The organism is Rania fehmarnensis (genome assembly GCF_056494185.1).
The window spans coordinates 5,065,536-5,090,139 of sequence record NZ_CM151398.1 but is presented as its reverse complement, the minus strand read 5'-3'; the positions used below and the strand labels follow the sequence as shown (position 1 = coordinate 5,090,139).

Annotated in this window: 17 protein-coding genes; 11 read left to right on the top strand and 6 right to left on the bottom strand. The window is 54.9% G+C overall.

Features of this window, described 5'->3' with window-relative positions; genetic code table 11:
• Positions 1–33: 33 nt before the first annotated feature.
• Positions 34–1,029 carry a zinc-dependent alcohol dehydrogenase family protein gene (locus tag SH573x_RS17205; protein WP_479348877.1) on the top strand — a complete coding sequence of 332 codons (996 nt, stop codon included), beginning with the start codon at positions 34–36 and terminating at the stop codon, positions 1,027–1,029.
• Positions 1,030–1,616: 587 nt separating this feature from the next.
• Here SH573x_RS17205 and bshB1 read toward each other — a convergent pair.
• Positions 1,617–2,318 carry a bacillithiol biosynthesis deacetylase BshB1 gene (gene bshB1 / locus SH573x_RS17200; RefSeq protein ID WP_479348876.1) on the bottom strand — a complete coding sequence of 234 codons (702 nt, stop codon included), beginning with the start codon at positions 2,316–2,318 and terminating at the stop codon, positions 1,617–1,619.
• 18 nt (positions 2,319–2,336) lie between these two features.
• Complete coding sequence (locus tag SH573x_RS17195; protein WP_479348874.1) at positions 2,337–3,965, bottom strand: PQQ-binding-like beta-propeller repeat protein; 1,629 nt, start codon at positions 3,963–3,965, stop codon at positions 2,337–2,339.
• Between the two features lie 117 nt (positions 3,966–4,082).
• Between SH573x_RS17195 and SH573x_RS17190 the strand changes: the two genes are divergently transcribed.
• The 5 genes from SH573x_RS17190 to ppk2 all read left to right on the top strand — a co-directional run bounded on the left by SH573x_RS17190 (position 4,083) and on the right by ppk2 (position 10,292).
• Entirely contained in the window at positions 4,083–5,027 is a 945-nt protein-coding gene (locus SH573x_RS17190) for an AAA family ATPase (protein ID WP_479348873.1), read from the top strand.
• A 12-nt stretch (positions 5,028–5,039) separates the two neighbouring features.
• The gene (locus tag SH573x_RS17185) at positions 5,040–5,597 is read left to right on the top strand and encodes a YqgE/AlgH family protein (protein WP_479348872.1); all 558 of its coding nucleotides are present in this window, start codon (positions 5,040–5,042) and stop codon (positions 5,595–5,597) included.
• 278 nt (positions 5,598–5,875) lie between these two features.
• Positions 5,876–6,676, top strand: coding sequence for an ATP-binding cassette domain-containing protein (locus tag SH573x_RS17180; protein WP_479348870.1), 801 nt, complete (start codon positions 5,876–5,878; stop codon positions 6,674–6,676).
• Positions 6,673–8,970 carry an ABC transporter permease subunit/CPBP intramembrane protease gene (locus SH573x_RS17175; RefSeq protein ID WP_479348869.1) on the top strand — a complete coding sequence of 766 codons (2,298 nt, stop codon included), beginning with the start codon at positions 6,673–6,675 and terminating at the stop codon, positions 8,968–8,970. The genes SH573x_RS17180 and SH573x_RS17175 overlap by 4 nt, the downstream gene beginning before the upstream one ends.
• 110 nt (positions 8,971–9,080) lie before the next feature.
• Positions 9,081–10,292, top strand: a complete 1,212-nt coding sequence (gene ppk2 / locus SH573x_RS17170) for a polyphosphate kinase 2 (RefSeq protein WP_479348868.1) — start codon at positions 9,081–9,083, stop codon at positions 10,290–10,292.
• A 268-nt stretch (positions 10,293–10,560) separates the two neighbouring features.
• On the opposite strand, the gene SH573x_RS17165 is transcribed toward ppk2, so the two are convergent.
• The 4 genes from SH573x_RS17165 to SH573x_RS17150 form a co-directional block, all read right to left on the bottom strand.
• Positions 10,561–13,275: an MGH1-like glycoside hydrolase domain-containing protein gene (locus SH573x_RS17165; protein WP_479348866.1), complete on the bottom strand. Its 2,715-nt coding sequence runs from the start codon at positions 13,273–13,275 to the stop codon at positions 10,561–10,563.
• Positions 13,276–13,521: 246 nt separating this feature from the next.
• Positions 13,522–14,538 (bottom strand): glutamine synthetase beta-grasp domain-containing protein, encoded by a 1,017-nt coding sequence (locus tag SH573x_RS17160; RefSeq protein ID WP_479348865.1) that lies wholly within the window; start codon positions 14,536–14,538, stop codon positions 13,522–13,524.
• A gap of 531 nt (positions 14,539–15,069) precedes the next feature.
• On the bottom strand, positions 15,070–16,275 hold the full coding sequence (locus tag SH573x_RS17155) for a 2,3-bisphosphoglycerate-independent phosphoglycerate mutase (protein ID WP_479348864.1): 1,206 nt from the start codon (positions 16,273–16,275) through the stop codon (positions 15,070–15,072).
• Positions 16,276–16,319: 44 nt separating this feature from the next.
• A complete protein-coding gene (locus SH573x_RS17150) occupies positions 16,320–16,964 on the bottom strand; it encodes a cytochrome c oxidase subunit 3 (RefSeq protein ID WP_479348862.1) in 645 nt (214 codons plus the stop codon).
• A 249-nt stretch (positions 16,965–17,213) separates the two neighbouring features.
• Between SH573x_RS17150 and lpxB the strand changes: the two genes are divergently transcribed.
• From lpxB to SH573x_RS17125, 5 genes are all read left to right on the top strand, one after another.
• Positions 17,214–18,392 (top strand): lipid-A-disaccharide synthase, encoded by a 1,179-nt coding sequence (gene lpxB / locus SH573x_RS17145; protein ID WP_479348861.1) that lies wholly within the window; start codon positions 17,214–17,216, stop codon positions 18,390–18,392.
• 396 nt (positions 18,393–18,788) lie between these two features.
• Positions 18,789–20,063, top strand: a complete 1,275-nt coding sequence (locus tag SH573x_RS17140; RefSeq protein WP_479348860.1) for a glutamate-5-semialdehyde dehydrogenase — start codon at positions 18,789–18,791, stop codon at positions 20,061–20,063.
• Between the two features lie 72 nt (positions 20,064–20,135).
• Positions 20,136–21,224 (top strand): flagellar motor switch protein FliM, encoded by a 1,089-nt coding sequence (gene fliM / locus SH573x_RS17135; RefSeq protein ID WP_479348859.1) that lies wholly within the window; start codon positions 20,136–20,138, stop codon positions 21,222–21,224.
• 94 nt (positions 21,225–21,318) lie between these two features.
• Positions 21,319–22,920 carry an arylsulfatase gene (locus SH573x_RS17130; RefSeq protein WP_479348858.1) on the top strand — a complete coding sequence of 534 codons (1,602 nt, stop codon included), beginning with the start codon at positions 21,319–21,321 and terminating at the stop codon, positions 22,918–22,920.
• A gap of 160 nt (positions 22,921–23,080) precedes the next feature.
• Positions 23,081–24,553: a sigma-54-dependent transcriptional regulator gene (locus tag SH573x_RS17125; protein ID WP_479348856.1), complete on the top strand. Its 1,473-nt coding sequence runs from the start codon at positions 23,081–23,083 to the stop codon at positions 24,551–24,553.
• The last annotated feature ends 51 nt before the right edge of the window (positions 24,554–24,604 follow it).

Genomic DNA, 24,604 nt, shown 5'->3' with positions numbered 1-24,604 from the left:
CCCCAGCACTTAGTTCCCCAAAAGTACCCCTCAATGAAACTAGTTCAATTCTCCGCCTTCGGCGAGCCGAGCAAGGTTGCGCGGTTGGTCGATGTGCCCGACGTTGGTTCGCCCCTGGCCTGGGAAGTTATCGTAGCCGTCGATGCATTTCCCATTAATGTCTCCGATCTGGCCATCTTGTCGGGCAACTATGGGGTGTTGCCGAAATTGCCTGCTCCGATCGGGATGGAAGCTGTCGGGCATATAGTCCAATGCGGCGCATCGGTTACCGATTTCGCTGTGGGCGATCGCGTAATTTTTTTGGCCAATAATAATTGGGCTGAACGTCGCAAGGTCCCGATCGCCGCGATTCACAAGGTCAGTCGCGATGCCGATCCACTTCAGCAGGCGATGTTGAAAGTCAATCCAGCCACCGCGCTGCTGTTGCTGCGCGATTATGTCAAGCTGCTGGAGGGCGACTGGATTATTCAAACGGCGCCTTTGTCAGCGGTTGGCCAGTGCATTATCCAACTGGCCAAAGAAAACGGGTATCGAACTGTCAACGTTGTTCGTCGCCTTGAAACTGCTGCCCGCGTCATGGAACTGGGCGGCAGCATTGTGGTAGAGCAGGGGCCTGAACTTGCCAAACGTGTCGTGGAAGCTATTGGGCAAGAGCCGATTCGCCTGGCACTGGACGCCGTCGCCGGTCCGGGAGTCAACGAACTGGCCGGCTGTTTGATCGAAGGCTCGACGATTATCAACTACGGAGTGCTCTCAGGCGAACCGTGCGTTCTCAGTGGTACCCACACCATCTTTCGTGGCATCACGCTGCAAGGCTTCTGGCTGTCCAAGCTTCTCTCACGCATGTCGCGCAATCACCGCATGGCTTTGCTCGATCAACTGAATGACCTAATCCAACAAGGCAAACTGAAGATGGAGATCGACTCGGTGTTTCCGCTGTCTGACATCTCGCAGGCTCTTGACAGATCCATGGAAACAGGCCGCAATGGTAAAGTCCTTGTCACCACTGCGACGTATCAACCCTACTAACATGACACCTCGCCTGGCGGCTTGACTCGTTTAACCCGTTGCCGCAGGCTAGGCAATCGAAGAAGGCGACGATGCTTGGCCGAATCAACTCTTTAAGCACGCAAACGCTCAGTTAAACGCAACGTTGGGTTAGAGGGTGCTCCTCGCCTGGCGGCTACGGGTTAAACGAGGACGCTCAGGTAAACGCAACGTTGGGTTAGAGGGTGCACCTCACCAGTTCGGCGTCATCGTTTAACCCGTGGCCGCAGGCCAGGCAATCGAAGAAGGCGACGATGCTTGGCCGAATCATCTCTTTAAGCACGCAAACGCTCAGGTAAACGCAACGTTGGGTTAGAGGGTGCACCTCGCCTGGCGGCTACGGGTTAAACGAGACGCTCAGGTAAACGCAACGTTGGGTTAGAGGGTTCACCTAACCGGTTCGGCGTCATCGTTTAACCCGTGGCCGCAGGTCAGGCAATCGAAGAAGGCGACGATGCTTGGCCGAATCATCTCTTTAAGCACGCAAACGCTCAGGTAAACGCAACGTTGGGTTAGAGGGCGCGCCTCGCCTGGCGGCTACGGGTTAAACGATGAAGCACTGGACCACTCTAAAACAAGCTGGCTAGCGAGCTGAGGGCTACGGGTTCGCGGGTGGCGTAGGGTTCGCCATAGCGACGACCGATTAACTTGCCCCAATAAGCAGCTTCGTCGCGGAAACGGTCGAGCATCGAAGGGTTCATGGCTTCGCGGCCGACGACAAACTGGCTGTGATACGCGGCGATGCTGGCTTGTTTGGCTTCCCAGTAGTCGGAAATGTCCAGAATGAAGCTGGGCTGAATCGCTTGCCGCAAGTGAATGCAATAGTAATAAAAGATACGCTCTGGATGATACGGCTGGCCAGGCATCTCAGTCTTGGTCAGCTTGCTCCAAAAGCGAGCGGCTTCGATCAATTGCGTTGCTGCCACGTGGTCAGGATGAGCATCTTCCCAGTAGGGAGCGAAGAGCCAGCGCGGTCGCACGCGCCTGAAGACGGCAGCCAGTTGTGCTCGAGCTTCCAGCGATGGCTCGAGATACCGATTGCGCAAATCGAGATTCTCTCGCCACGTTACTCCTAGTGCCTTCGATGCGGCCGCGGTCTCTTCGGCTCGCAACATCTCGCTACCGTGCGGCGTTGGTTCGCCACTGGTCAGATCAAGAATGCCAACGCGCCAGCCTTCGGCAATCATCTTAGCGATCGCGCCACCCATGCCCAATTCCGCATCGTCGGGATGCGGGGCGATGACTAACATGTCGAGCGTATTGGTACTCATCTAGTTGCAGTCGATGTGCTATTGAATTTGTTCAGCTGCCAAGGGCAGTTCATAACAGGCCGCTTCGTCCGCGTTGCGCATCAGCAACAGGTTGCCTGCCAGCGCCGGCACATTCCAAGTGACGGCGTCAAAGACTTCGGATTTGGCCAGTTCTTTGTAGCCCTCGGGTTCTGCCGCCACCAGTACCAATTGACCATATTCGGCAGTGATCAGCAGAACATTGCCTACCAGCAGCAATTGTCCATGACCATATCGGCCATTCTTCCATTGTCGTTTGCCATCGACGATGCGCGTGCATTCGAGCGTGCCGTCACTCAATCCGTAAGCAAATTCGCCACGTTTGACCGCTGAGGTAAACTTTGTCTTGAGCACGGAAGTCTTTTGCCAAAGATCTTTCGTGAGCCACGTACCATCATCGGACTTCGCCAGTTCAATCAGCTTGGCCCCTTGTGAGTATCCCTTGGTAATCAGCAACTGATTGTCGCTGACGGTTATCGTTTGGGACACATTGGCCGATCCATTGCTCTGTCCATCCCACCGGGTGCGCCAGAGTTGCTGGCCGGTAGCCACGTCATGTCCAGTCACACTATTCTCGTTTACGATTACAATTTGACGCGTGCCTAGCAAAGTGGTCAGCGCAGGCGTCGAGTAACTGATCTGATCGTTACCCACTCGCCAGACGATTTCGCCGTCGGCTTGATTAAATGCAATCAGTGAGCGATCGGGCAAATCGCCTGGGCCACCAAAGGGCAGCACGACCATCTCATCGACGATCAGCGGAGAACCTGCTCGGCCCCACGAGATCGCGGATTCCGAAGCGGCTTGATCCCAGTTAGCCAGTTCGAGCAAGTCGCGTTGCCACACGATTTCGCCGGTTGACAGATCCATACAGGCAACTTGTCCCGTCGCGGTTTGTGCGTACACGCGATTGTTGTGGATAGTGGGTGTCGCTCGCGGGCCGGCGCCTCCCAGGACGTTGAAGTGGGAACCAGGAAAGACGGCATGCCAGAACAGCCGGCCCATGTCGGCTTGATATGCCGAAACCCACTGCTCTTGGTCGCGCTGCTCGAGCGTGACAGCTACTTTGCCTTGAACGGCGAATCCCGACCAACCCGCACCAATTGGTTGCTTCCACAGCATCCGAGGCGGATGCTTTTCCCAATCAGTTTCTAGTTGGATATTGGTCAGGACACCATCGGAATTTTTGCCCATGAACTGCGGAAAGTCAGTTCCCGAGGTGGCCAGCAAAGCCGGATCAATAAACGGGGCAATATGAAAGGAGCCCGACTCGGCTGGCAAGCCACTTGTCTGACGCCAGCGCGATTCGAACTGCGGCAACAGTTCCCCGTCGAGCCGAACGATCTTGTATTGGCTAAGAACAACGACGGCTAGCACCGCTGGCGTGAGAGCCACGATCCGCCACATGGACCTTGGCCAAGGCGATCGGGCCAACCCAATTGTTAGAGTCAACCAGGCAAAGAAACCCAGAATGAGGGTCAGGATATTGGCCACCGAGCCGTCAATCTGCTGCACAAATTGGCGAACAAAAACTGTGATCACAATCAGAAGTGGGGCCAATACGAGCAAAAAACGCCAGAGTTTTCGGGTCTTCGCGCTATCGTTGGCCGGGGAAGGTGTCGCTTCCATCGTCGACTAGTGCTCCTAACATGCCTACCACGTGTGGACGTTCACAGCTCTCAAGTTTACGATACTCACTGCATTAGAACCATTGGGTAAACCTATAACAGACGCACACTGCACCCTATGATTGATCCTCAACTAAGCGCCGACTTAACTGGACTGCAAGAGAATATTGAACGAGCGGTGTTAGGCAAAACGAGTGTCGTGCGAATGACGATTGTCGCCCTCTTGGCGGGCGAACATATTTTATTGGAAGATGTGCCGGGTGTCGGCAAGACGTTGATCGCCAAAGCCTTGGCCAAGAGCATTTCGGGACACTTCACGCGACTGCAGTTCACTCCCGATTTGTTGCCCAGCGATATCGTGGGCAGCAGCATCTACAACGCCAGCAGTGCCGAGTTCACTTTTAATAAAGGTCCAGTGTTTGCCAATGTTGTCTTGGCTGACGAAGTCAACCGCGCTCCACCGCGAACGCAAAGTGCGCTCCTGGAAGCGATGAGCGAAGGGCAAGTGAGCGTCGATGGTCAAACGCATCACTTGCCGATACCATTCTTGGTGATCGCGACTCAAAACCCGTTTGAGTTTGAAGGCACCTACTTGTTGCCGGAAAGCCAGCTTGATCGCTTCCTGCTGCGGCTGACCGTCGGATACCCCGCCCGCGAGTTCGAACGCAAGCTATTGATCTCGCACCGTCAGGGCGAGCCGGTCGATAAACTTGCCCCTGTGATTTCGCCTGATCGCATTGTCGAAGCTCAAAACATGGTCCGACAGGTACGCTTTGATGAGTCGCTGGTCGATTATTTGCTGAACATTGTGCATGCTACGCGCGAAAGCGAACTAGTGCAGGTTGGCGTCAGCACGCGTGGAGCCCTCAGCTTGTATCGCGCCAGTCAAGCCTTGGCCGTCGTCGAACAACGCGACTACGTCGTGCCCGACGATATCAAGCGACTGGCCATACCAGTTCTGGCCCACCGAATCGTTCCGCGGGGCATGTTGCCCGGCGCCGATCGCAGTGGCGCTGAAAGCGTTGTCCAAAAAGTACTCGAGACCATTCGCGTTCCAACTTAAGGCACCTCTGCTGTGACCATTGACTATATCGAAGGCCAAGCCTTGGTGGCATCGCCACTTTTGACGGATCGCAACTTTCGCAGAACGGTCGTCTACATCATCAAGCATGATGAGGATGGGGCGTACGGCTTGGTGCTAAATCGCCCCACGGAAATATCTGTCCGTGCGTTTCTACTGAAGTTCATAGAAAAAGATGTACATAGCGCTGAAGCCATCTATAACGGCGGTCCGGTAGAAGGTCCCATCGTCGTCCTGTATGAACATCCGACTTCCGAGGCAAACGCCATCGCACCGGGGCTCGGCCTGGCAACCGAGGAAGACGAGATCTCCGTCATCTGCCAACAGACGGAAAGTCGCTATCGAGTTTTCAACGGCTACGCAGGCTGGGCACCTGGCCAGCTAGAAGACGAACTCAAGCAGGGCGGGTGGCTAGTTTGGGACTTGGAGACCGACGATATTTTTGCCGGTGCAGAAGATGTGTGGCAAAACGCAGTGCGCCAGATCGGTCGCGAAATTATCTCCGACTCATTCCAAATCGCGCGCATCCCCAACGACCCCAGTCTGAATTGAGTAAGACCCGTAGCGGAAGCCGTCAAGGCTTTCGAAAATCGCTGCAATCGAAAGCCTTGACGGCTTCCGCTACGTTGTTTCCCAGGATCGAAAGCCTTGACGGCTTCCGCTACGGTTGGATGGTTTGTAGCGTCTGTGCCTTTGGGATGCTGCGCAATTCCCCCAACTCAATCGACGAAAGCGATGCTGTAATCCTGCGGTCGCTATCTACTGGCTATGTTTGTCGGGCAACTTGAGCCCATTGCCTGCCCCGTAGATCGGACGAGCGTGAGACGCGCATGATCGACGTCATTGAACTGACCAAAGCCTATCCGGACAGCCATGCTGGCCCGTTCAAGGCACTCGATGCGGTCAGCTTTCAGGCCAGGCAAGGTGAGATCTTCGGTTTGCTGGGCCCCAACGGTGCCGGTAAGACCACCGCCCTGAGAATCTTGAGCACCGTCTTGAGACCGACCAGCGGCATCGCTCGGGTAAACGGTTTCGACGTCACCACGCATCCCGACGAAGTGCGACATAGCATCGGGTTTGTTTCGTGCAATACAGCCATCTACGATCGTATGACGGCTTGGGAAATGGTCGAGTACTTCGGCCGCTTGTATGGTATTCCCGAACAGCAATTGCAAGCCCGCATGCTGCAGATCTTCGAAGATCTGTCGATGATGGACTATCGCGATATCGCGGGCGGACGCATGTCAACCGGTATGCGTCAAAAGGTGTCGATCGCGCGAGCCATCGTGCATGATCCACCGGTCCTGATTTTCGACGAAGCCTCTCTGGGGTTGGACGTCTTGGTGGCTCGAGCCCTGTTGGGGATCATTGACCGCCTGCGCCAACAAGGCAAGTGTATTATCTTTTCAACACACGTAATGCGCGAAGTCGAACGTTTGTGCGATCGTGTGGCTATTCTTTATCGCGGACGCATCTTGGCCAGCGGTACACTACCTGAACTGGCCGAGCAATATCAGCAGAATGATTTCGAAGAGCTGTTCTTTACGCTCTTGCATCAATCGGATATCGATCGTCGCGCCAAAGTTTCCGAAGCCATGAAGAGCCTGTCGCTTGGCGGAGCACCGGCATGAACTGGCGACACGTACACCTAATCTACCTGCGCGAAATGCGCGATCAACTTCGCGATCGGCGCACGCTGTTTACGATCACGATTTTGCCACTGCTGCTGTACCCGCTGCTGGGCATGCTGATGATGCAAATCGCGCAGTTCAAACGCGAACAGAACGTGCGCATTCGCATCGTGGGTATCGATAATTGGCCCAGCAACCCGCCGTTGATTACGACCAACGCCACTACCAATCAACCAATTTTGGTTCCTGGACTCGATGAAGAATCAGCGGGCGACGCGCTCGAAATTCAAACCGAGAACTGGCCAACGTCCGGTAACACCTCGCAGATCGTTTCCTTGGCGCGTCAGTCGCTGATGACCAACTCCTGCGATGTAATCTTAGTTGTTCAACCCGATTTTGCTGAGCAACTGGATGAAGTTCGCGGACAGGCGCAAGGCTCGCATACTTTCGCGCAACCCACGGTCCCAAGTGACGCGGATGTTCAGAAATCGGCCAACGATTCAGCTGTAGATAATTCTGGTCCTGGTGCTGAACACACTACTGTCTCGCCGGGATTGCAAGTAGTTGCCAACCTGGCTCGTGATCGAGCTCAAATGGCCGTTCGCAGATTACAAGATGTCTTGCGTTCATGGCAACAACGCTGGGTCAGCGATCAATTGTCGGCTGCCGGTATCAACCCCAGTTTGGTTCAACCTTTGGCCATAACGCAGAACGACACCTCAGAGTCGTCGATGCGCAAAGCCATGCTATGGGCCAAGATATTGCCGTTCATCATGTTGGTGTGGGCACTGACCGGGGCTTTTTATCCCGCCATCGATTTGTGTGCCGGCGAAAAAGAGCGGGGTACACTTGAAACGCTGCTCAGCAGTCCCGCGCGTCGTCGCGAGATTGTATGGGGCAAGCTGTTTACGGTAGCGACCTTTAGCATCTTGAGCGCGCTGCTGAATCTGCTCAGTATGCATCTGACAGCTGGCTTTATTCTCGAACAGTTGGTATCCCAAGGTACGCCGCACCTGGCCGAGGCCTTTGGGCGTCTGCCGATTCATGCCTTTGGTTGGCTGCTCCTACTATTGGTACCGATGTCAGCGTTCTTCAGTGCCTTAGCCCTGGCCGTTGCGGCCTTGGCACGCAGCACGAAAGAAGGTCAATACTATTTGATGCCGCTGCTGCTATTCACGATTCCACTGGTCACCTTGCCGATGATACCCAGCTTGGAACTAACGCTGGCCACCAGCATGGTACCAGTCTCGGGCGCCATCTTCGTCGTGCGTGCACTGATGGAGGGCCGCTACGCTGAGGCTTGTATGTACTTGCCAATCGTGATGAGCGTAACGGCAATTTGCTGCTTGCTATCGATTCGTTGGGCAGTGCGGCAGTTCGAAAGCGAATCGGTGATGTTCAGCGAAAGCGAGCGCTGGAATTTCCAAAGTTGGTTGCGACAAGTTTGGCGCGATCGCGGCACCGTCGCTTCGCCGAGCGAAGCCATGTTGTGTGGCTTGATCATTTTGGTCGCGATGTTCTTCTCGCAGTTTGTAGCCGCTCCGACCTCGATCAACTGGCCAGTATTGGCGCAGCGGGCGGTGGTGACTCAAATTGGACTGATCCTGACACCCTGCTTGTTGATGTCGATCTTCTTGACGCGCTCGATCCGACAATCACTGCGACTGCACCGCGTGCCGCTGGATCAAGTTGCGGCAGCCATCGTATTGGCCGTGGCCTTGCATCCAACTTATACGCTGTTGGGTGAAGCTATCGCAGGCACTATACAAATTGGTACCGGTACTCAGCGCATCCTGGAAAGCGTTTCGCAGTTGATTAGTGCCCAGCCTCTGTGGGCCGTGTTGCTGATCCTGGCATTGCTGCCCGCCGTGTGTGAAGAGCTGACGTATCGCGGGTTCATCTTTGGTGGTCTGCTACGCAACAATGGAGTTATGCGAGCCGTCTTGCTCTCGAGTCTCTTCTTCGGATTGGCTCACAGTTTTCTTCAGCAGTCCATTGCCGCCACCATCATGGGTATCTTGCTAGGCGTGATTGCTTGGCGCACGGGTTCGGTTGTGTGCACGATGCTCATTCACGTGATCAATAATTCACTGTCGGTGTCGCTCAGTTGGCTGGCGGATCGTCAAGTCGGATTGCCGTCAACGACTGAGTGGTTCGTCAGCCTGGACGCGACTGGTTGGCACTATCAGAGCGGTTGGATCACTGTCAGCGTGTTGATTTCGCTGGCCATGTTGGCCGTTCTCTGGCGTCGGTCGCCGGCCACGCAGAAGTTGACCGAAGCCGAATTGGCCTGAGCCCTTGCAATCGATGCGTTGACGTGCCCTGGTAGCCCAGCGGCGAAACGCAGCAGGTGGAAATTCAAGCATTGGATGGACTATAATAAAGGATTGGTTAAGTTTGCAGTATGGTTGTTGTCAAAGGGCGGAATGAAATGACTCAAGGGCCAGCGGCTGCCAGCGACGTGGATGCCGAAAAGAACGGCAACCCCAAAAAGACTTCTAAATCAAAGAAGCCTTCCAAGACAAAATCTGAGTCCCGCCCGGTATCAAAGGGCGATGTACCGCCGAACTTGACGCCCGCGGCCATCGAGCACTACGTGGTCAGTGATGCCATCGTAGCAGCCCAGCAAGCCAAGATCGAAGCAGTCAAAGACATCGTGGCTTCTGTACCTCCGTATGACATCGGCACGCTCACGAAAGTGCTGGAAGCCATCATGACTGGCGCATCGGCCGACGACGCTGCCATCTTGCGCGATGGACTCTTAGGCAAACATGAATCCCAGTTGCCGTTGCAGTTGCAACCCGATGACGAGCTCTCTCCCGACTGGCGATCGGGCGGCTATCCTTACAAGAGCTTGATGACGCGCAAGAACTATGAGAAGCAAAAGTATCGCTTGCAAGTCGAACTGCTCAAACTGCAATCGTGGGTCAAACAGACTGGCCAGAAGATCGTGGTCCTGTTCGAAGGTCGCGATGCTGCGGGCAAGGGGGGCACGATCAAACGCTTCATGGAACATCTCAATCCCCGCGGTGCGCGAGTGGTGGCTCTTGAGAAACCGAGCGATGTCGAACGCGGCCAATGGTATTTCCAAAGGTATGTCGAACATTTGCCCACCTGTGGCGAGATCGTCATGTTCGACCGTTCCTGGTACAACCGCGCTGGTGTAGAACGCGTCATGGGCTTCTGCTCTAACGACGAGTATATCGAGTTTATGCGGCAATCTCCTGAGTTTGAACGCAACCTGGTGCGCAGCGGTACATTCCTGGTGAAGTTCTGGTTCTCGGTCAGTCGTGAAGAGCAGCGCCGTCGATTCAAAGAACGCGAGAGCCATCCGCTGAAGCAATGGAAATTATCGCCTATCGATAAAGCGTCGCTTGATAAGTGGGACGAGTACACCAAAGCCAAGGAGGCCATGTTTTTCCACACCGATACCACCGACTCGCCGTGGACAGTCATCAAGAGCGATTGCAAGAAGCGAGCCCGGCTGAACGCCATGCGTTACATCTTGCACAAGATCAACTACGAAGGCAAAGACATCGATAAGATCGGGCCGCTCGACCCGCTAATCGTAGGCCGAGCCAACCTGGTCTACGAACGCGGTGAACATGTTTTGTAGAACCCGCGGGAGGGCGAAGGGTGCTTTGAAACTTCGGTTTCATTAGCCAGGTCAAAGGCAGCCCTACTATCAAGCGCTTCGTTTTGAGCACTGGCTATGCTGCGCATTGCCAGTGCCACCCAAAGCCCTAAATACAATGCTCGGCTTAAAAGCTGGACGATCTCTATGGAGATGTGGTGGGAAGAAGCATTGGTTTGAGGGTTCTGAGCAGCTGGGGACAGCTGCTCTACATTACCCTCCCCGCACCTATTCGCCCTCCCAAATGCCGCTAATCCACCAGGGTGTGCGGGGCATCGCCCCGCCGTCGCGCGGCTCGATTTTCCAGCAGGCTGGTGACCAGGCTGGTCCAACCGGTTTGATGGCTGGCGCCGAGTCCTCGACCGTTGTCACCATGAAAGTACTCGTGGAACAGCAGCAGGTTCTGCCAATTCGGATGCGACGCATATTTGGCTTCTTCACCAAAACATGGCCGACGTCCATCTTTGTCCGGAGTGAACATACTGATCAAACGTTTCTCGATCTCATCGGCAACTTGCCCCAAGGTGCAATACTTGCCACTACCGGTCGGACACTCCACCTGGAACGATTCGCCATAAAACGAATCATAGGTCCGCAGCGATTCGCAAATGAGATAGTTGATCGGATACCACACCGGCCCGCGCCAATTGCTATTGCCTCCGAACATGGCCGAATCGCTCTCGCCAGGGACGTAACGCACAATGTGGCCCGCGCCAGCGCATTCGAAGACGTATGGCTGCCGACCGTACACGGCCGACATCGAACGAATACCGTAAGGCGATAGGAACTCCTTTTCGTCCAGCATGGTAATCAGCAGGCGACGCAAGCGATCGGCACTGGGCAAAGCCAGCAAGCGCAAGCCGACTTTGCCACCATCAGCACTATCGCGTGTCAAGTACGTCATGTATCGCGCCATGCCTTGACGATTTTCCAGAAACCACAACATGCGTTTGCGGAAACCACCCAGCACCTGCAAGTGCTCTTCCTCCAGCACCACCGGCGTGCACAGTGGAATCAGTCCCACCAAGGTACGCATGCGCAGCGGAATCGACTCGGTACCGGTCAGCATGTGGTCGTAGTAGAACCCATCTTCTTCGTCCCACAAACCTGTGCCGTGTAACGTATTGGTGGCATCTACGATCGCCAAGTAATGCTCGAAGAATTTACTGGCCATGTCGGAGTAACCCGGTTGATCCACCGCCAGCTCCAGCGCCATGCGCAGCATGTGTCCGCAGTAGAAAGCCATCCAAGCGGTCGCATCCGCCTGGTTTAACCAGGCACCATTGGGCAGTGGTTTATTGCGATCGAACACACCGATGTTGTCCAACCCCAAAAAGCCACCGCTGAAGATGTGGTTACCGTGCAAGTCCTTGCGATTGACCCACCAGGTGAAGTTCAGCAGCAGTTTTTGAAACGTCTTGGACAGGAACTTGATGTTCCGCTGGCCTTTAGGACCACTGTTGAGATAAACGTTCCAGCAAGCCCAGGCATGCACGGGTGGATTAACGTCGTCGAGCGCCCATTCGTATGCGGGCAGTTCTCCGTTGGGATGCATGTACCATTCGCGCAAGAACAAAATCAGTTGCTCTTCGGCAAAGTGCTGATCGACGCGGGCCATGGGCAGCATGTGGAACGCCAAATCCCAAGCGGCATACCAAGGGTATTCCCACTTGTCCGGCATGCTAATGACATCGCGGTTGAACAAGTGCCGCCAATCCGAATTGCGACCAAATTTTCGCGAATCGGATGTCGGGGGATGGGCTGGATCGCCGTCGATCCAGGCTTGCACGACATAATGATAGAACTGTTTGGTCCACAGCAGACCTGCATAAGCTTGACGCGAGATCAGGCGTTCGCCAGGATTCAGCTCAGCGGGAATACACTCGTTGTAGTACTCGTCGGCTTCGCGCTGACGATCGGTGAAGACTTGCTCAAATTCGTCGCCGAACCAGGCAGTTGGTGTTTGCGCGGCGCTGGCCATCCGAGCGCGTAAGACGATCTGGGCGCCGGGGGCAATCGTGTGTGTCGAATACGCGGCGACCTTGGTGCCGATGTTCCGCGGGTCGACCACGTCGCGATTGGCGTGGACGACATATTCGTGGAAGGCATCTTTGAAGTACTCGCCGATCGACGGCGCATCGGGGTGACGCCGTGGATTGGTTTCGTTGTCCGTAAACAGATAGGTGTGGGCCGCGCCATCGCTGGGCAAGTCACATTGGATCTGCCATTCACCTAAGGTTTGATGATGGCAGACCAAGTGGCCATCCTTCAATCGCATGGTCGGCTTAGGCGTGCAGCCCTCGTGTGTGCAGTTCCAAGTCCAAGTGTTGCGAAACCACCATTGAGGTAACAAGTGGATCGTAGCTGCTTCGGGCCCACGATTAATGACCGTGATCTTAATCAGCAGGTCATCGGGCGAATCCTTGGCGTATTCCACAAAACAGTCAAAGTATCGCTCGTCGTCAAAGATGCCTGTATCGGCCAGTTCGTATTCGCCTTGAGCCCGATTGCGGTGCTGCGTTTCCTCTAACAAATTACTATACGGAAATTCGGCTTGAGGATACTTGTAGAGCGCGCGCATGTACGAATGCGTCGGAACTGCATCCAGGTAGTAGTAGCATTCCTTGACATCTTCCCCGTGATTGCCTTCGGGGCCTGCCAAACCAAAGAGGCGTTCTTTCAAGATTGGATCGCGACCGTTCCAGAGAGCCACGGCGAAACAGAGTCGACATTCGCGATCGCAAATGCCTAGCAGTCCATCTTCGCCCCACCGATAAGCGCGGCTGCGAGCGTGGTCATGTGGCAAGTAACTCCATGCTTCTTGACTGGCCGAGTAGTCCTCGCGGACCGTACCCCACTGGCGCTCGGACAAGTAACTACCCCAGCGTTGCCAGTTGGCCGTGCGATTCTTGGAAGCTTCCAAGCGTGCGCGCTCGGAAGTTTGACGATCCGCATATTCAGTCATAGATTAACCAACGCTGTAGAGAGCTAGCGGTGTCTGTCAGATTCGGGAGAAGACGCGTCAGCATACTGTGAAAAACGCACCGAAGTTTATGGCTTCAATGAGTTCCACGGCTTTATCCATGCCAATGTTGCTGTTGATGCTTCACCCTCCCCAATAAAAATCCAGGCCGACTTGAGGTGTCGGCCTGGTTCAGTATTAGCATATCGAGAGGATAAACACAGGCTGGAAGCCTATGCCACAGCAACTCTAGCTGATCGACTTGATAGTCTTGACAATGCGGCTGATGATCTTGTACGGATCAGCTTGCGAGTTGGGGCGACGATCTTCCAAATAGCCCTTGTAAGCGTTGTTGGCTACGAAGCTGTGCGGAATGCGGATCGAAGCGCCACGGTTGGCAACACCGTAGTTGAACTTGTCGATCGATTGCGTTTCGTGCAGTCCGGTCAAACGCAGATGGTTGTCTGGACCGTAAGCAGCGATGTGCTCGTCCCGATACTTCTCGAAAGCACCCATGAGCTTCTCGAAGTATTCTTTGCCGCCTTCGTTGCGCAGCTTGTCGAACGAAAAGTTGGTGTGCATTCCCGAACCGTTCCAGTCACCCTTGACCGGCTTGCAATGGAACTCGACGTCGATGCCATACTTTTCAGTCAAGCGGATCATCAAGTAACGGCTCATCCACAGGTCGTCACAAACCTTCTTGGAACCCTTACCGAAGATCTGCCATTCCCATTGGCCTTTGGCAACTTCGGCATTGATGCCTTCCAAGTTGATACCGGCATCCAAGGTGATATCGATATGCTCTTCGACGATTTGACGAGCGACATCGCCCACGTTTTTGAAGCCAACACCGGTGTAGTATGGACCTTGAGGTGCAGGGAAACCTTCTGCAGGGAAGCCTAGAGGCTTGCCGTTTTCGTAGAAGAAGTACTCTTGCTCGAAACCGATCCACAAGTCTGCCATGTCATCGACGGTGGCGCGGAAGTTGGATGGGTGCGGAGTATGGTCGGGCAGCAAAACTTCGCACATGACCAGAAAGGCATTCTTGCGAGTGCTGTCAGGGTACAAGGCCACGGGTTTGAGCACGCAGTCGCTGCTCTTACCTTCCGCTTGTTGTGTGCTGCTACCGTCGAATCCCCACAGACCACAATCTTCAGGGCTGGTGGGTGCCTTATCGACGACCTTGGTCTTGCTGCGCAAGTTCGGCTCGGGGAGGTAACCGTCGAGCCACACATACTCCAGTTTGAATTTCTTGTCAGACGACATAAAACGGGTTCTTCTCGAATGGAGTGCCACATCTTCGAAACACTCATCTCCACCCGCGTGTTGCCTCACTGCATCCCAAGGCCCGCATGTTGAGACTTGTCGCATCTACAAGCGACAAACTGATGACGAGTTGGAACCAAGTTTGCTGCGTGTGACATGAACCTACCCTGCCCTGTCACCAGCTAACTGCCGCCCGCCTCGACCTTGTCTTACCAAGGTCCTCGTCCTCAGCGAAGTCGGTCGATAAGCTAGCACGACTTCGTCATATCTTCAAGTTCCCAATGGGAAGATTTCTGCCATTCCCGGCCCGACATTTCCCGCCTGGGGCCATGCCTTACCATTAAATGAGTTTAGCGGGTTCAATCCCAACCCAGCGATTGAAAACCCACAGCGTAGCCGAAGTCGCCAGACTTTGGATCAATTTGTTTTAAACGCAGAGACGCGGAGAATCGCAGAGAATACCCATCAGCGTTTTCTCTGCGGGCTCTGCGCACTCTGCGTTTTAAATGCATTCATTCAACGCGGTACAGACTATGCCCCGAATTTGCCCATGCGACCGGCGTTGGAGAGGGCCAACAGCATTAGATACTGGGCTTCGAATTGCCCCAGGCCGCCGGTGATGGCGGTGGTTTCATTAAACGTTGTATGCGGATCTGGGCGACAACAATCGGAAACCAACAGCGTGGGCACCGGATGCCATGAATGGCTCTTCAAATAACTCGGCGTCGAGTGATCGCCAGTAACGATGAGCACATCGGGATTCAAACCTGTTAGTGCGGGTAGCGCACTATCGAGTTCTTCAATCCGCTTGACCTTCTCAGCGAAGTTACCGTCTTCACCGGTGCTGTCGGTATACTTGAAGTGAATGAAGAAGAAGTCGTACTTGTCCCATTCCTGCTTGAGCACTTCAAATTGTTCTTTTAGCGAAGTTGCTTGGCCGACAATCTTCATGCCGACCAGTCGAGCCAGACCTTTATACATGGGATAAACGGCAATCGCGGCCGCTTTCAAGCCATACACTTCATCAAAGGGAGCCAGATCGGGTTTGTTGGCAAACCCGCGCATCGTATGAAAGTTCGCTTTGGGATGGCCCTTTAATATCTCTTTAGCTTGCAACAAAAATGCCTTGGCGATCTCTGCCGTGCGCTGGCTGGCAGCATCTTCGGCGACAGGATCTAACGGTGGCACGCCCACGGCTTGCGGATCGGTATCTTTAACGTTGCCACCCAAGCCCGGAGCGCGGAAGACTACGACGAAACGATGTTCTTTCACCGGTTCGACAAAGATCTCGACGCCCGGGATTCCAATTTTACGCAGCGAAATTGCTAGCGGCGCACTTTCTTCACTCGAGATACGTCCGGCGCGGCGATCGGAGATATTGCCTTGTGCGTCGAGCGTACAAAAATTGCAACGAATGGCCACGTCGCCAGGCTGTAGTTCGAAACCGATGCCGGTCGCTTCCAGCGCACCACGGCCGATTTGATACTTCAGCGGATCGTAGCCAAAGAGCCCCAAGTGGCCTGGGCCGCTGCCGGGGGCAATTCCCGGTTTGACCGGAATGCTCAAACCTTGCACGCCACGCGTGGCCAGGGCGGAGAGATTGGGTGTTTTCGCTGTTTCCAGTTCCGTTTTGCCGCCTGCCTCCATCGGCAACCCGCCCAGGCCATCAGCTACCAACATGACGATCTTGGATTTATTCTTGACTTGCAATTCGCGGGTTAACTGGTGCATATCCATCGGAGCTGGCCTTTCAAAAACGTGCGACGACAACGGCACACATTCTAGGCACTAGTCGGCATTTTCGACAGGGCAGCAGCAGTCCCGAAAGCGATCAACATCAAGATCCACACGATGTCCAAAAAATGCCAATACAGCGCGTTGAAACGAATGGCGAAATAGCTCTCGTGATCGTACTTGCCCTTCCAGGCTCGTACGTAGACCACGCACAAACCAATCATCCCGCCCACCACGTGCAGGGCATGCAACATGGCCAAGACGAAGGTCATGCCATACAGACTGCGACTAGCTGACATGTCCTCGGCAAAACGCGAGACGATAACGGTCATACCATAGCCTTGCACCGCGAAGAACATCAGCGCCAAAATCACCGTCAACGTCAGATACCGCAGCAGATCGGTGCGCAGTTCGCGTTTGACTGCTTCGACCGACAGGTGCAAGCATGTGCTGATGGCGATTAGAATAACCGTCGTCCAGATGAAATTCAGTGGCAAAGAAAAGGGAGCGACCTTCTCAGTTCCACTGGTCAAACGCAGCACCACATAAATGGCATACAGCATCACGGTAGACACGAAGAAAACGCCCAGCGATATCAACAGTAGCCAAGCCCCTTGAGCTCGACGCTGATCATCCCCACGGATGCGAGGATTGAAGAAATTGGCCGTGATGCGTCGGGGCGATGGAACCATCGGTGTTAGGCTCGAACTTGACAGTTGGCAGCGAAAAAGCTTAAACCTACGGTTTGAGGCCGTTTAAGCATAGGGCAGGCGAAACGTAGAGCGGCTGTCCCCAGCCGCTCCGCACCCGGCAAGTCGTCTGGCGCTGTAGCGTACAATCGAGTTAGTGGTCGGTAGAACAACAATTAGCAGGTTCTGAGCGGCTGGGACAGCCGCTCTACAATAGCGGCTGAGTACAGTCGCTCTACGGTTTGGAGTGTTATGGAAGGCACAATTTTCTTTTCTGTCGGCGAACCCAGCGGCGATTTGCATGCGAGCAATTTGATTGCTCAGTTAACCAATCGCAGCGGTACACGGCTCAAAGTGCGTGGCTTGGGCGGCGCGCGGATGGCCGCCGCTGGTGCAACGATCGACTATGATTTGACGCAATTGGCCGTGGTTGGCATGCTCGAAGTGCTTCCCAAGCTGCGCGAATTTTTCCGCGTCGCGGACCTGGCCGAGGAGATCCTTCGCCAGCAGCAGCCCAAGGCAGTCGTACTGGTCGATTTCCCGGGTTTCAACTGGCACATCGCCAAACGAGCCAAACGACTGGGCATTCCCGTCATCTACTATCTGCCCCCGCAGCTTTGGGCCTGGGGCGCTTGGCGACTTGGCAAACTGAGACGCACAGTCGATCACGTCCTGTGCAACCTACCTTTTGAACCGCAATGGTATGCAGACCGTAACGTGCAAGTCGAATACGTGGGGCATCCCTTTTTCGACGAAGTCGCCGACAAACAATTGGACCAGCGGTTCTTGACCCAGTGGAGTCAACATGATGGCTTGCAGGTCGCTGTGCTGCCCGGTTCGCGCTCGCGTGAAGTCAGCAAGATTTGGCCCATGCAGTTAACAGCTATCCGAGAATTGGCCGCCCGTTACCCGCAAACTCGCTTTATGGTCGCCGCTTATCGCGACAAGCAATGCACGGAGTGCCGCGGATTGCTGACCGAAGCTGACAAGCGTATCAATCTGGAGTTCTTTGTAGGTAAAACCAGCGAAATTATCCAGCTGGCCGATTGCGCACTGATGAAATCAGGCTCGGTCAGTTTGGAGATGATGGCTCGCGGCACACCGGCCGTCGTCACCTACCATGCCAGTCGAACGCTGTATGCGATCGGGAGGTGCCTGACGAATATTCAATCGATGACGCTACCCAACATGATCGCCGGTCAAGTGGTCATGCCCGAGTTCTTGGCGGTCGGGTCGACGGCTAAAGCCACGGGGCAAGTGATTTCAGCCATGGATCGACTGTTGGGTGACCCCGATGCCCGCGCCGAGCAGGCTCAGCAACTGCGAGCCTTGTCAGCCAAATACGCGCAGCCCGGCGCCAGCCTGAAAGCGGCCAATGTGATCCTGAGTATCATTGGCCAGCCAAACAGCCAGGCCCGAGCAACTGCATAAGTTTGGCAGGGGCGCGCGAGGTCCTCCTCAGCCCAACACCGCTGAGATGAAAGGACAACGTCCCGGGGACTCTTGCTGCCAGCACGATCATCACTTTGATATGGAGATGAGGTGTGAAGAGGCTTTGGTTCGAGGGTTCTGAGCAGTTGGGGACAACTGCTCTACGTTACCTTCCCCAGAACCTACGTCCGTTGATCAAAACGGTGTTGGGCGCAGCCGGAGCATTCGCCCTCCCCCGCGCGGTGCGAGTATGCACAAGATCAAGCCCAACATCGTGTATTGCTGACATTGACCCCAAGTGGTCCTTTGGAGGATAATCGAGCGGAGAATCCATGCTTGTGACGCTGCGCCTTGGGCGGCGTAGAACCAAACATCCTCAACTCAGGCTCACTGCTCGTGTCGGTCGCAACTCCCGTAGATTTGGCCACTTACTGTGAATCGGTCGCTCGGCGTGCTAAAGCTAGCACCGGCCGTTTGGCCACGTTGCGCTCCGAGATCAAGAACAAATGGCTGCGAGCCTGCGCGCAGGCTTTGCGTAGCCAAGCCGGCAAAATAATTGCGGCCAACGAATTGGACTGCGATGCTGCGGATGGCTATGGACTAACGCCAGCTGCGATTGACCGACTCAGGCTCAGCCAAGCCCGCATTGACGAAATGGCAGTTGGACTGGAAGAGGTGGCCGCCCTGCCGGATCCGATTGGCGAAGTTATCGAAGGTTCGATTCGCCCCAACGGACTGGAAGTACGTAAAGTTCGCGTGCCGCTGGGTGTTGTGTTCTTCATCTATGAATCGCGACCGAATGTGACGGTCGATGCAGCCGCTATTTGCGTCAAGAGTGGCAACGCGGTCATCTTGCGCTGCGGTAAAGAAGCGATTCATTCGTCGAAAGCTTTGGTGGCGATCATCAATCGTTGTGCAGAGGAAGTTGGTTTGCCCAACGACTGTGTGCAGTTGGTTGATACGACCGATCGGGCAGCCGTGGGACATTTTCTCTCGTATGCTCAATACATTGATGTGGCGATACCTCGCGGCGGTCGCGGACTGATTGAACGCGTGGTCAACGAAGCCAAGATGCCCGTCATCAAGCACTTTGATGGCAACTGCCATGTGTATATTGATCGCTCGGCCGATCTAGATATGGGGCTAGCCATTTTGATTAACTCCAAGTGCCAACGCATGGGCGTGTGCAACGCCTGCGAAAGTTTGTTGGTGCACAGCCAGGTGGCTGCAGAGTTTTTGCCGCGCGTGGCCCACGAGTTCGCTCAGCGCAAGCTGATCATGCATGCCGATGTGCAAGCTCAAGCGTTTCTGCCTGGATCAGTACTGGCCACCGAAAGCGACTGGTCCGAAGAGTATTTGGGGCCAGAAATCAGTGTCGCCATCGTCGATGACGTGGAGTCGGCAATCGCCCATATCAATCGTTACGGTTCGCACCACACGGATGCCATTGTCACACGCGACCTCGAAGCGGCGCGACTCTTTCAATTGGAAGTTGACTCCAGCGCAGTGGTAGTCAACGCCAGCACCCGATTTAATGACGGTGGGCAGTTGGGCCTGGGAGCCGAAATTGGAATTAGCACAGACAAACTTCACGCGCGTGGACCATGTGGCCTGCGCGAATTGACGACGTACAAATATTTGTTGACAGGGAATGGTCAACTGCGAAGCTGAGCGTAGGGCACAATTGTGCCGACCAGCGAATTAGTTGCACGGTTTGAGTACCAAGGAAGGATATCCACGACCATGTCCGATGAGAGCCTGGGTCGGAACGAAGTCGAAGAGCTGCTCAAGTCGATGGAGGCCGGCGAGAAACGCAAGCCAACGCCTGCTAGCAGTCCGAGTGCGAGCGCTGGTAATAGCCCCAAGAGCGCGGACGCCGGTGCCGATCTCGCCGAATCCAAAGCCGATGCGCTGTTATCTAAGAAAGCTGGTCCCCGACAACGCGTAGTGGCTTATGATTTCAAGCGACCCGAGCGCGTGGGCAAAGAACAGATGCGGGCCTTGCAGTCGTTGCATGAAGGCTTTGCGCGAAACTTCGGCGCGTCGATGTCCGCCCTGCTGCGGACCATTGTCGAAGTTAAATTGATCAGCGTCGATCAATTAACCTATAGCGAATTCGTCTACAGCCTCGAGATCCCTACCTGTTTCAATCTACTCAAGCCTCAACCGCTGGAAGGCAACTGGATTCTTGATATAAGTCCCAGTCTGCTCTACCCGATCATCGATCGTATGCTCGGTGGGGTCTCCACAACCGATTCGACGCTGAAACGACCACTGAGCGATATCGAACTGAGACTGACCAGTCGGATCACTACGGTGTTTTTGCGTGAGCTGGCAACTGGCTGGGGTAACGCAGTCGAATTGAATATTGAAGTACAGCGGGTCGAGAGTAATCCTCAGCTTGTACAGATCGTGCCTCCGAACGAAGTCGTCATCCTGGTCAGTTTCGAACTGACTATGGGTAAGACACGTGGCATGATCAACTTGTGTATTCCTTTTAACACTATAGAACGCATTGGCACCAAGCTATCGAGCAATAGCTGGATAGGCTATGCCTCGTCACGAAGTTCGAACCATTCGCAAGCCAAGATTCAAGAGCACCTGGAACATGCCGTAGCGGAACTGATCGTTACGTTAGCGACCTCCAAGATCAAGACCAGCGACCTGTTCAACTTGCAAGTCGGCGATGTGATCAGCACAGAAAAAGATGTGCATATGCCACTAGAGGTTGAGGTGGAAGGCGTAGTAAAATTCTTAGCAGCGCCGGGCTCCTACAAGGGGCGAACGGCCATTGAGATTCACGAACCGGTCCACAAGAAAGCCTTGGGCTAATCACGTGGACGCGTCCACGTACTAGTTTCAGGTTTGAGATCGATTAGATTTCAAATTCCCAACATGCAATTTGAGATCTAAGGTACTGCTTAATATGCGCCACTTTGCGATTCTGCTATTCCTACTGGCGACCGGTTCTGCATTTGGGCAAACCGCTGCACCGCTGGCCGCCAGTCGGCCAAATGTGATGATCATCCTGGCCGATGATCTGGGTTTCTCCGATGTGGGTTGTTATGGCAGTGAGATCCGCACGCCGAATCTGGATGCCTTGGCTAGCGGCGGATTGCGGTTCACGCAGTTCTACAATACGGCTCGCTGTTGGCCCACGCGAGGTGCGTTGTTGACGGGTTACTACGCGCAGGCGATCAATCGCGATGCTTTGCCACGAGCCGCTGGCGGCTCTCAAGGCAAACGCCCAGCGTGGGCCAGCTTGCTGCCAGCCATGCTCAAGTCCCAAGGCTACCGCAGCTATCTATCGGGCAAGTGGCACATTGATGGCGTACCGGTCAAACAGGGCTTTGATCATAGTTATGTCATCGATGACCACGACCGTTTTCACAATCCTCAAAAACACTCCCGCGATAACCAGCCACTGCCACCCGTCCAGCCCGGCAGCGATTTCTATCTGACAACATTCATTGCTGATCATGCGATCGAGTGTTTGCAAGAGCATGCTGCCAAATACAGCGATCAACCTTTCTTGCACGTGGTAACGTTTACCTCCCCTCACTTTCCCTTGCATGCCAAGAGCGAGGACATCGCCAAGTACGCTGGTCATTACGATGTTGGCTGGGACCAGGTGCGGCTGGAACGTTATGCGCGCCAGAGAAATTTAGGGATCGTGACCAGCCCACTATCTGTCCTGGAGCCCACGATTGGTCCTCCGTACGCCTTTCCTGCGGCGATCGAAAAACTAGGTGCCGGTGAGGTCAATCGCGAACTGAATTGGCTAGACCTGAACGAAACCCAACGCGCCTTTCAGTCGGCCAAGATGTCGGTGCATGCGGCCATGATTGACCGCATGGACGTTGAGATCGGACGTCTGCTCGCGCAGCTGAAAGCCATGAATCAATTTGACGATACGCTGGTGTTGTTTCTTTCCGATAACGGGGCCAGTGCCGAGATCATGGTGCGCGGCGACGGGCACGATCCACAAGCGACTGTTGGTTCGGCCGGTTCGTTTGTATGCCTGGGGCCAGGTTGGTCACGGACTGCCAATACGCCCTTTCGTCGGCATAAGACTTGGGTTCATGAAGGTGGTGTCTCAACGCCTATGATCGCGCACTGGCCACGACAACTCAGGGGCGCTGGTGGCCAACTGCGTTCGCGACCAGGTCACGTGATCGATATCGTACCGACTATCCTGGAACTGGCTGGTAGCAGTTGGCCAGCAGGCCCTGAAGGTATTTCGGACGTTCAATCCCTACGTGGCGTCAGTTTTCTACCCAGCTTGACTGAGCAGCCCGAACAACCGCGATCGCAACCCATTTGGTGGTTGCACGAAGGCAATCGCGCGCTGCGGGCCGGACAGTGGAAAATCGTCGCTGCCAAAAATGAACCTTGGCAACTGTACGATTTAACCAGCGATCGCGCTGAAACGCACGATCTCTCCAGCGAGCAACCTGATAAAATGAATGAGTTGATCGCTCAGTGGGAAACGCTGACCAAGCAGATGGAACAGTTGTCGACCAAGTAGGTGTCAGGTCTATAGTTGGCACGAAACGCTTAACGCGTTCCGCTACGCTTTTACTCGGTGGCACGAAACGCTTGACGCGTTCCGCTACGGAGGCGTGGGTCGAAACGCTTGACGCGTTCCGCTACGGGCGTGTGGGTTTGGAACACTATTCAGTAAACATATGTCAGCCATCTTAGTAGTCGATGACGAACCCGCGATTTGTTGGGGCGTGAAACAGTGCCTGGAGCGTGACGGTCATCAGGTGACGATCCTGCCCACGGGCGAAGCTGCCTTGAGCAGCGTGCGCGAGCAGAAGCCTGATTTGATGTTGATGGATGTTCGCTTGCCTGGCATCAGCGGCATCGAGACGCTTGATCGGGTGCGACAGATGCATCCTCAGTTGCCCGTGGTTATTATGACTGCCTTCGGGCAGTTGGACATTGCCGTGCAAGTCATGCGGCATACGGGCGTCGACTACCTGGCCAAACCCTTCGACTTGGATCAAGTTGCCGGCGTAGTGCACCGGATGCTCAGCGAAGTGGGTGCGCCCGCGGGCGACACAGCCAACACATCCAGTGTTAACAACCAGGATTTGCTGGGCCGCACGCCGGTCATGCAAGCCCTCTTCAAACAGATCGCGCTGACCAGCGCAAGCGATTTACCCGTTTTGATTACCGGTGAAAGCGGAACCGGCAAGGAATTAGTCGCGCACTGGATCCATCAGCACTCTCGTCGTTCGGCCAAGCCCTACATACCGATCGCGCCGATCGCGCTCAGCCCGGCACTGTTTGAGAGCGAGATGTTTGGTCACGTCAAAGGTGCGTTTACCGGTGCCGTTGAATCTCGCATTGGTGTTTTCGGTCGGGTGGCCGGCGGCACGGTTATGCTAGATGAAATTGGCGACTTGCCACTGGAACAACAGATCAAACTGCTGCGCGTGATTGAACTGAAACAATATACGCCAGTGGGCGATACGACCGCCAAAGCATGCGACGCGCGCATCATCTCGGCGACCAATCGGGACCTGTTTCGCGCCATTGAAGAGGGACGCTTTCGAGAAGATTTGTACTTTCGCTTGGCTGGAATGCACATTCACTTGCCGCCGCTGCGCGAACGTGTTGAGGACATTAAGTTACTGGCGATCCACTTCCTTAAACGCTTAGGGATTTCAGATCCTGAATCACGTTTAACACCAGAGTTGATCGAGGAGTTAAATTTGCGTCCATGGCGCGGCAACGTGCGTGAGCTGCGAAATGCCATCGAACATGCATCCTTGATGGCCCGCGGTCGCCCCATACGCCCCGAACATCTACCATTGACCGCCAATTACCAACCCCATTCCCCTACTGCGTCCAAGTCGCAGGAGCCGCATGAGAGCCTGGCCACTGCAGTTGCGGCCGCTGCCCATGATGAACCGCAATTGGCCGCGCAGTTGGGTGAACTGGTTCATCAATGGCTGGCCATTGCCGCTCGCGACCCAGATTCAGCGACCAACCTGTACGAAAAACTCATGATGATTATCGAACCGCCAGTTTTGCGGTTCTTGCTGGAAAAACACCACGGCAACAAAAGTGCCCTGGCTCAACAACTCGGCTGGCATCGAGCCACCGTGCGCCGCCGGTTGCAACAATACAAGATCGATGACTCTGAGTAGCAATTTCACGTAGCCACCGCTGCCAAGCGGTGGACAGTCGTATCGTGCTGC

Coding starts and splice junctions, on each gene's coding strand:
- SH573x_RS17125 (WP_479348856.1), top strand. CDS start 23,081: ATGTCAGCCATCTTAGTAGTCGATGACGAACCCGCGATTTGTTGGGGC.
- SH573x_RS17155 (WP_479348864.1), bottom strand. CDS start 16,275: ATGGATATGCACCAGTTAACCCGCGAATTGCAAGTCAAGAATAAATCC.
- SH573x_RS17160 (WP_479348865.1), bottom strand. CDS start 14,538: ATGTCGTCTGACAAGAAATTCAAACTGGAGTATGTGTGGCTCGACGGT.
- SH573x_RS17165 (WP_479348866.1), bottom strand. CDS start 13,275: ATGACTGAATATGCGGATCGTCAAACTTCCGAGCGCGCACGCTTGGAA.
- SH573x_RS17150 (WP_479348862.1), bottom strand. CDS start 16,964: ATGGTTCCATCGCCCCGACGCATCACGGCCAATTTCTTCAATCCTCGC.
- ppk2 (WP_479348868.1), top strand. CDS start 9,081: ATGGTTGTTGTCAAAGGGCGGAATGAAATGACTCAAGGGCCAGCGGCT.
- lpxB (WP_479348861.1), top strand. CDS start 17,214: ATGGAAGGCACAATTTTCTTTTCTGTCGGCGAACCCAGCGGCGATTTG.
- SH573x_RS17205 (WP_479348877.1), top strand. CDS start 34: ATGAAACTAGTTCAATTCTCCGCCTTCGGCGAGCCGAGCAAGGTTGCG.
- bshB1 (WP_479348876.1), bottom strand. CDS start 2,318: ATGAGTACCAATACGCTCGACATGTTAGTCATCGCCCCGCATCCCGAC.
- SH573x_RS17175 (WP_479348869.1), top strand. CDS start 6,673: ATGAACTGGCGACACGTACACCTAATCTACCTGCGCGAAATGCGCGAT.
- fliM (WP_479348859.1), top strand. CDS start 20,136: ATGTCCGATGAGAGCCTGGGTCGGAACGAAGTCGAAGAGCTGCTCAAG.
- SH573x_RS17195 (WP_479348874.1), bottom strand. CDS start 3,965: ATGGAAGCGACACCTTCCCCGGCCAACGATAGCGCGAAGACCCGAAAA.
- SH573x_RS17130 (WP_479348858.1), top strand. CDS start 21,319: ATGCGCCACTTTGCGATTCTGCTATTCCTACTGGCGACCGGTTCTGCA.
- SH573x_RS17190 (WP_479348873.1), top strand. CDS start 4,083: ATGATTGATCCTCAACTAAGCGCCGACTTAACTGGACTGCAAGAGAAT.
- SH573x_RS17180 (WP_479348870.1), top strand. CDS start 5,876: ATGATCGACGTCATTGAACTGACCAAAGCCTATCCGGACAGCCATGCT.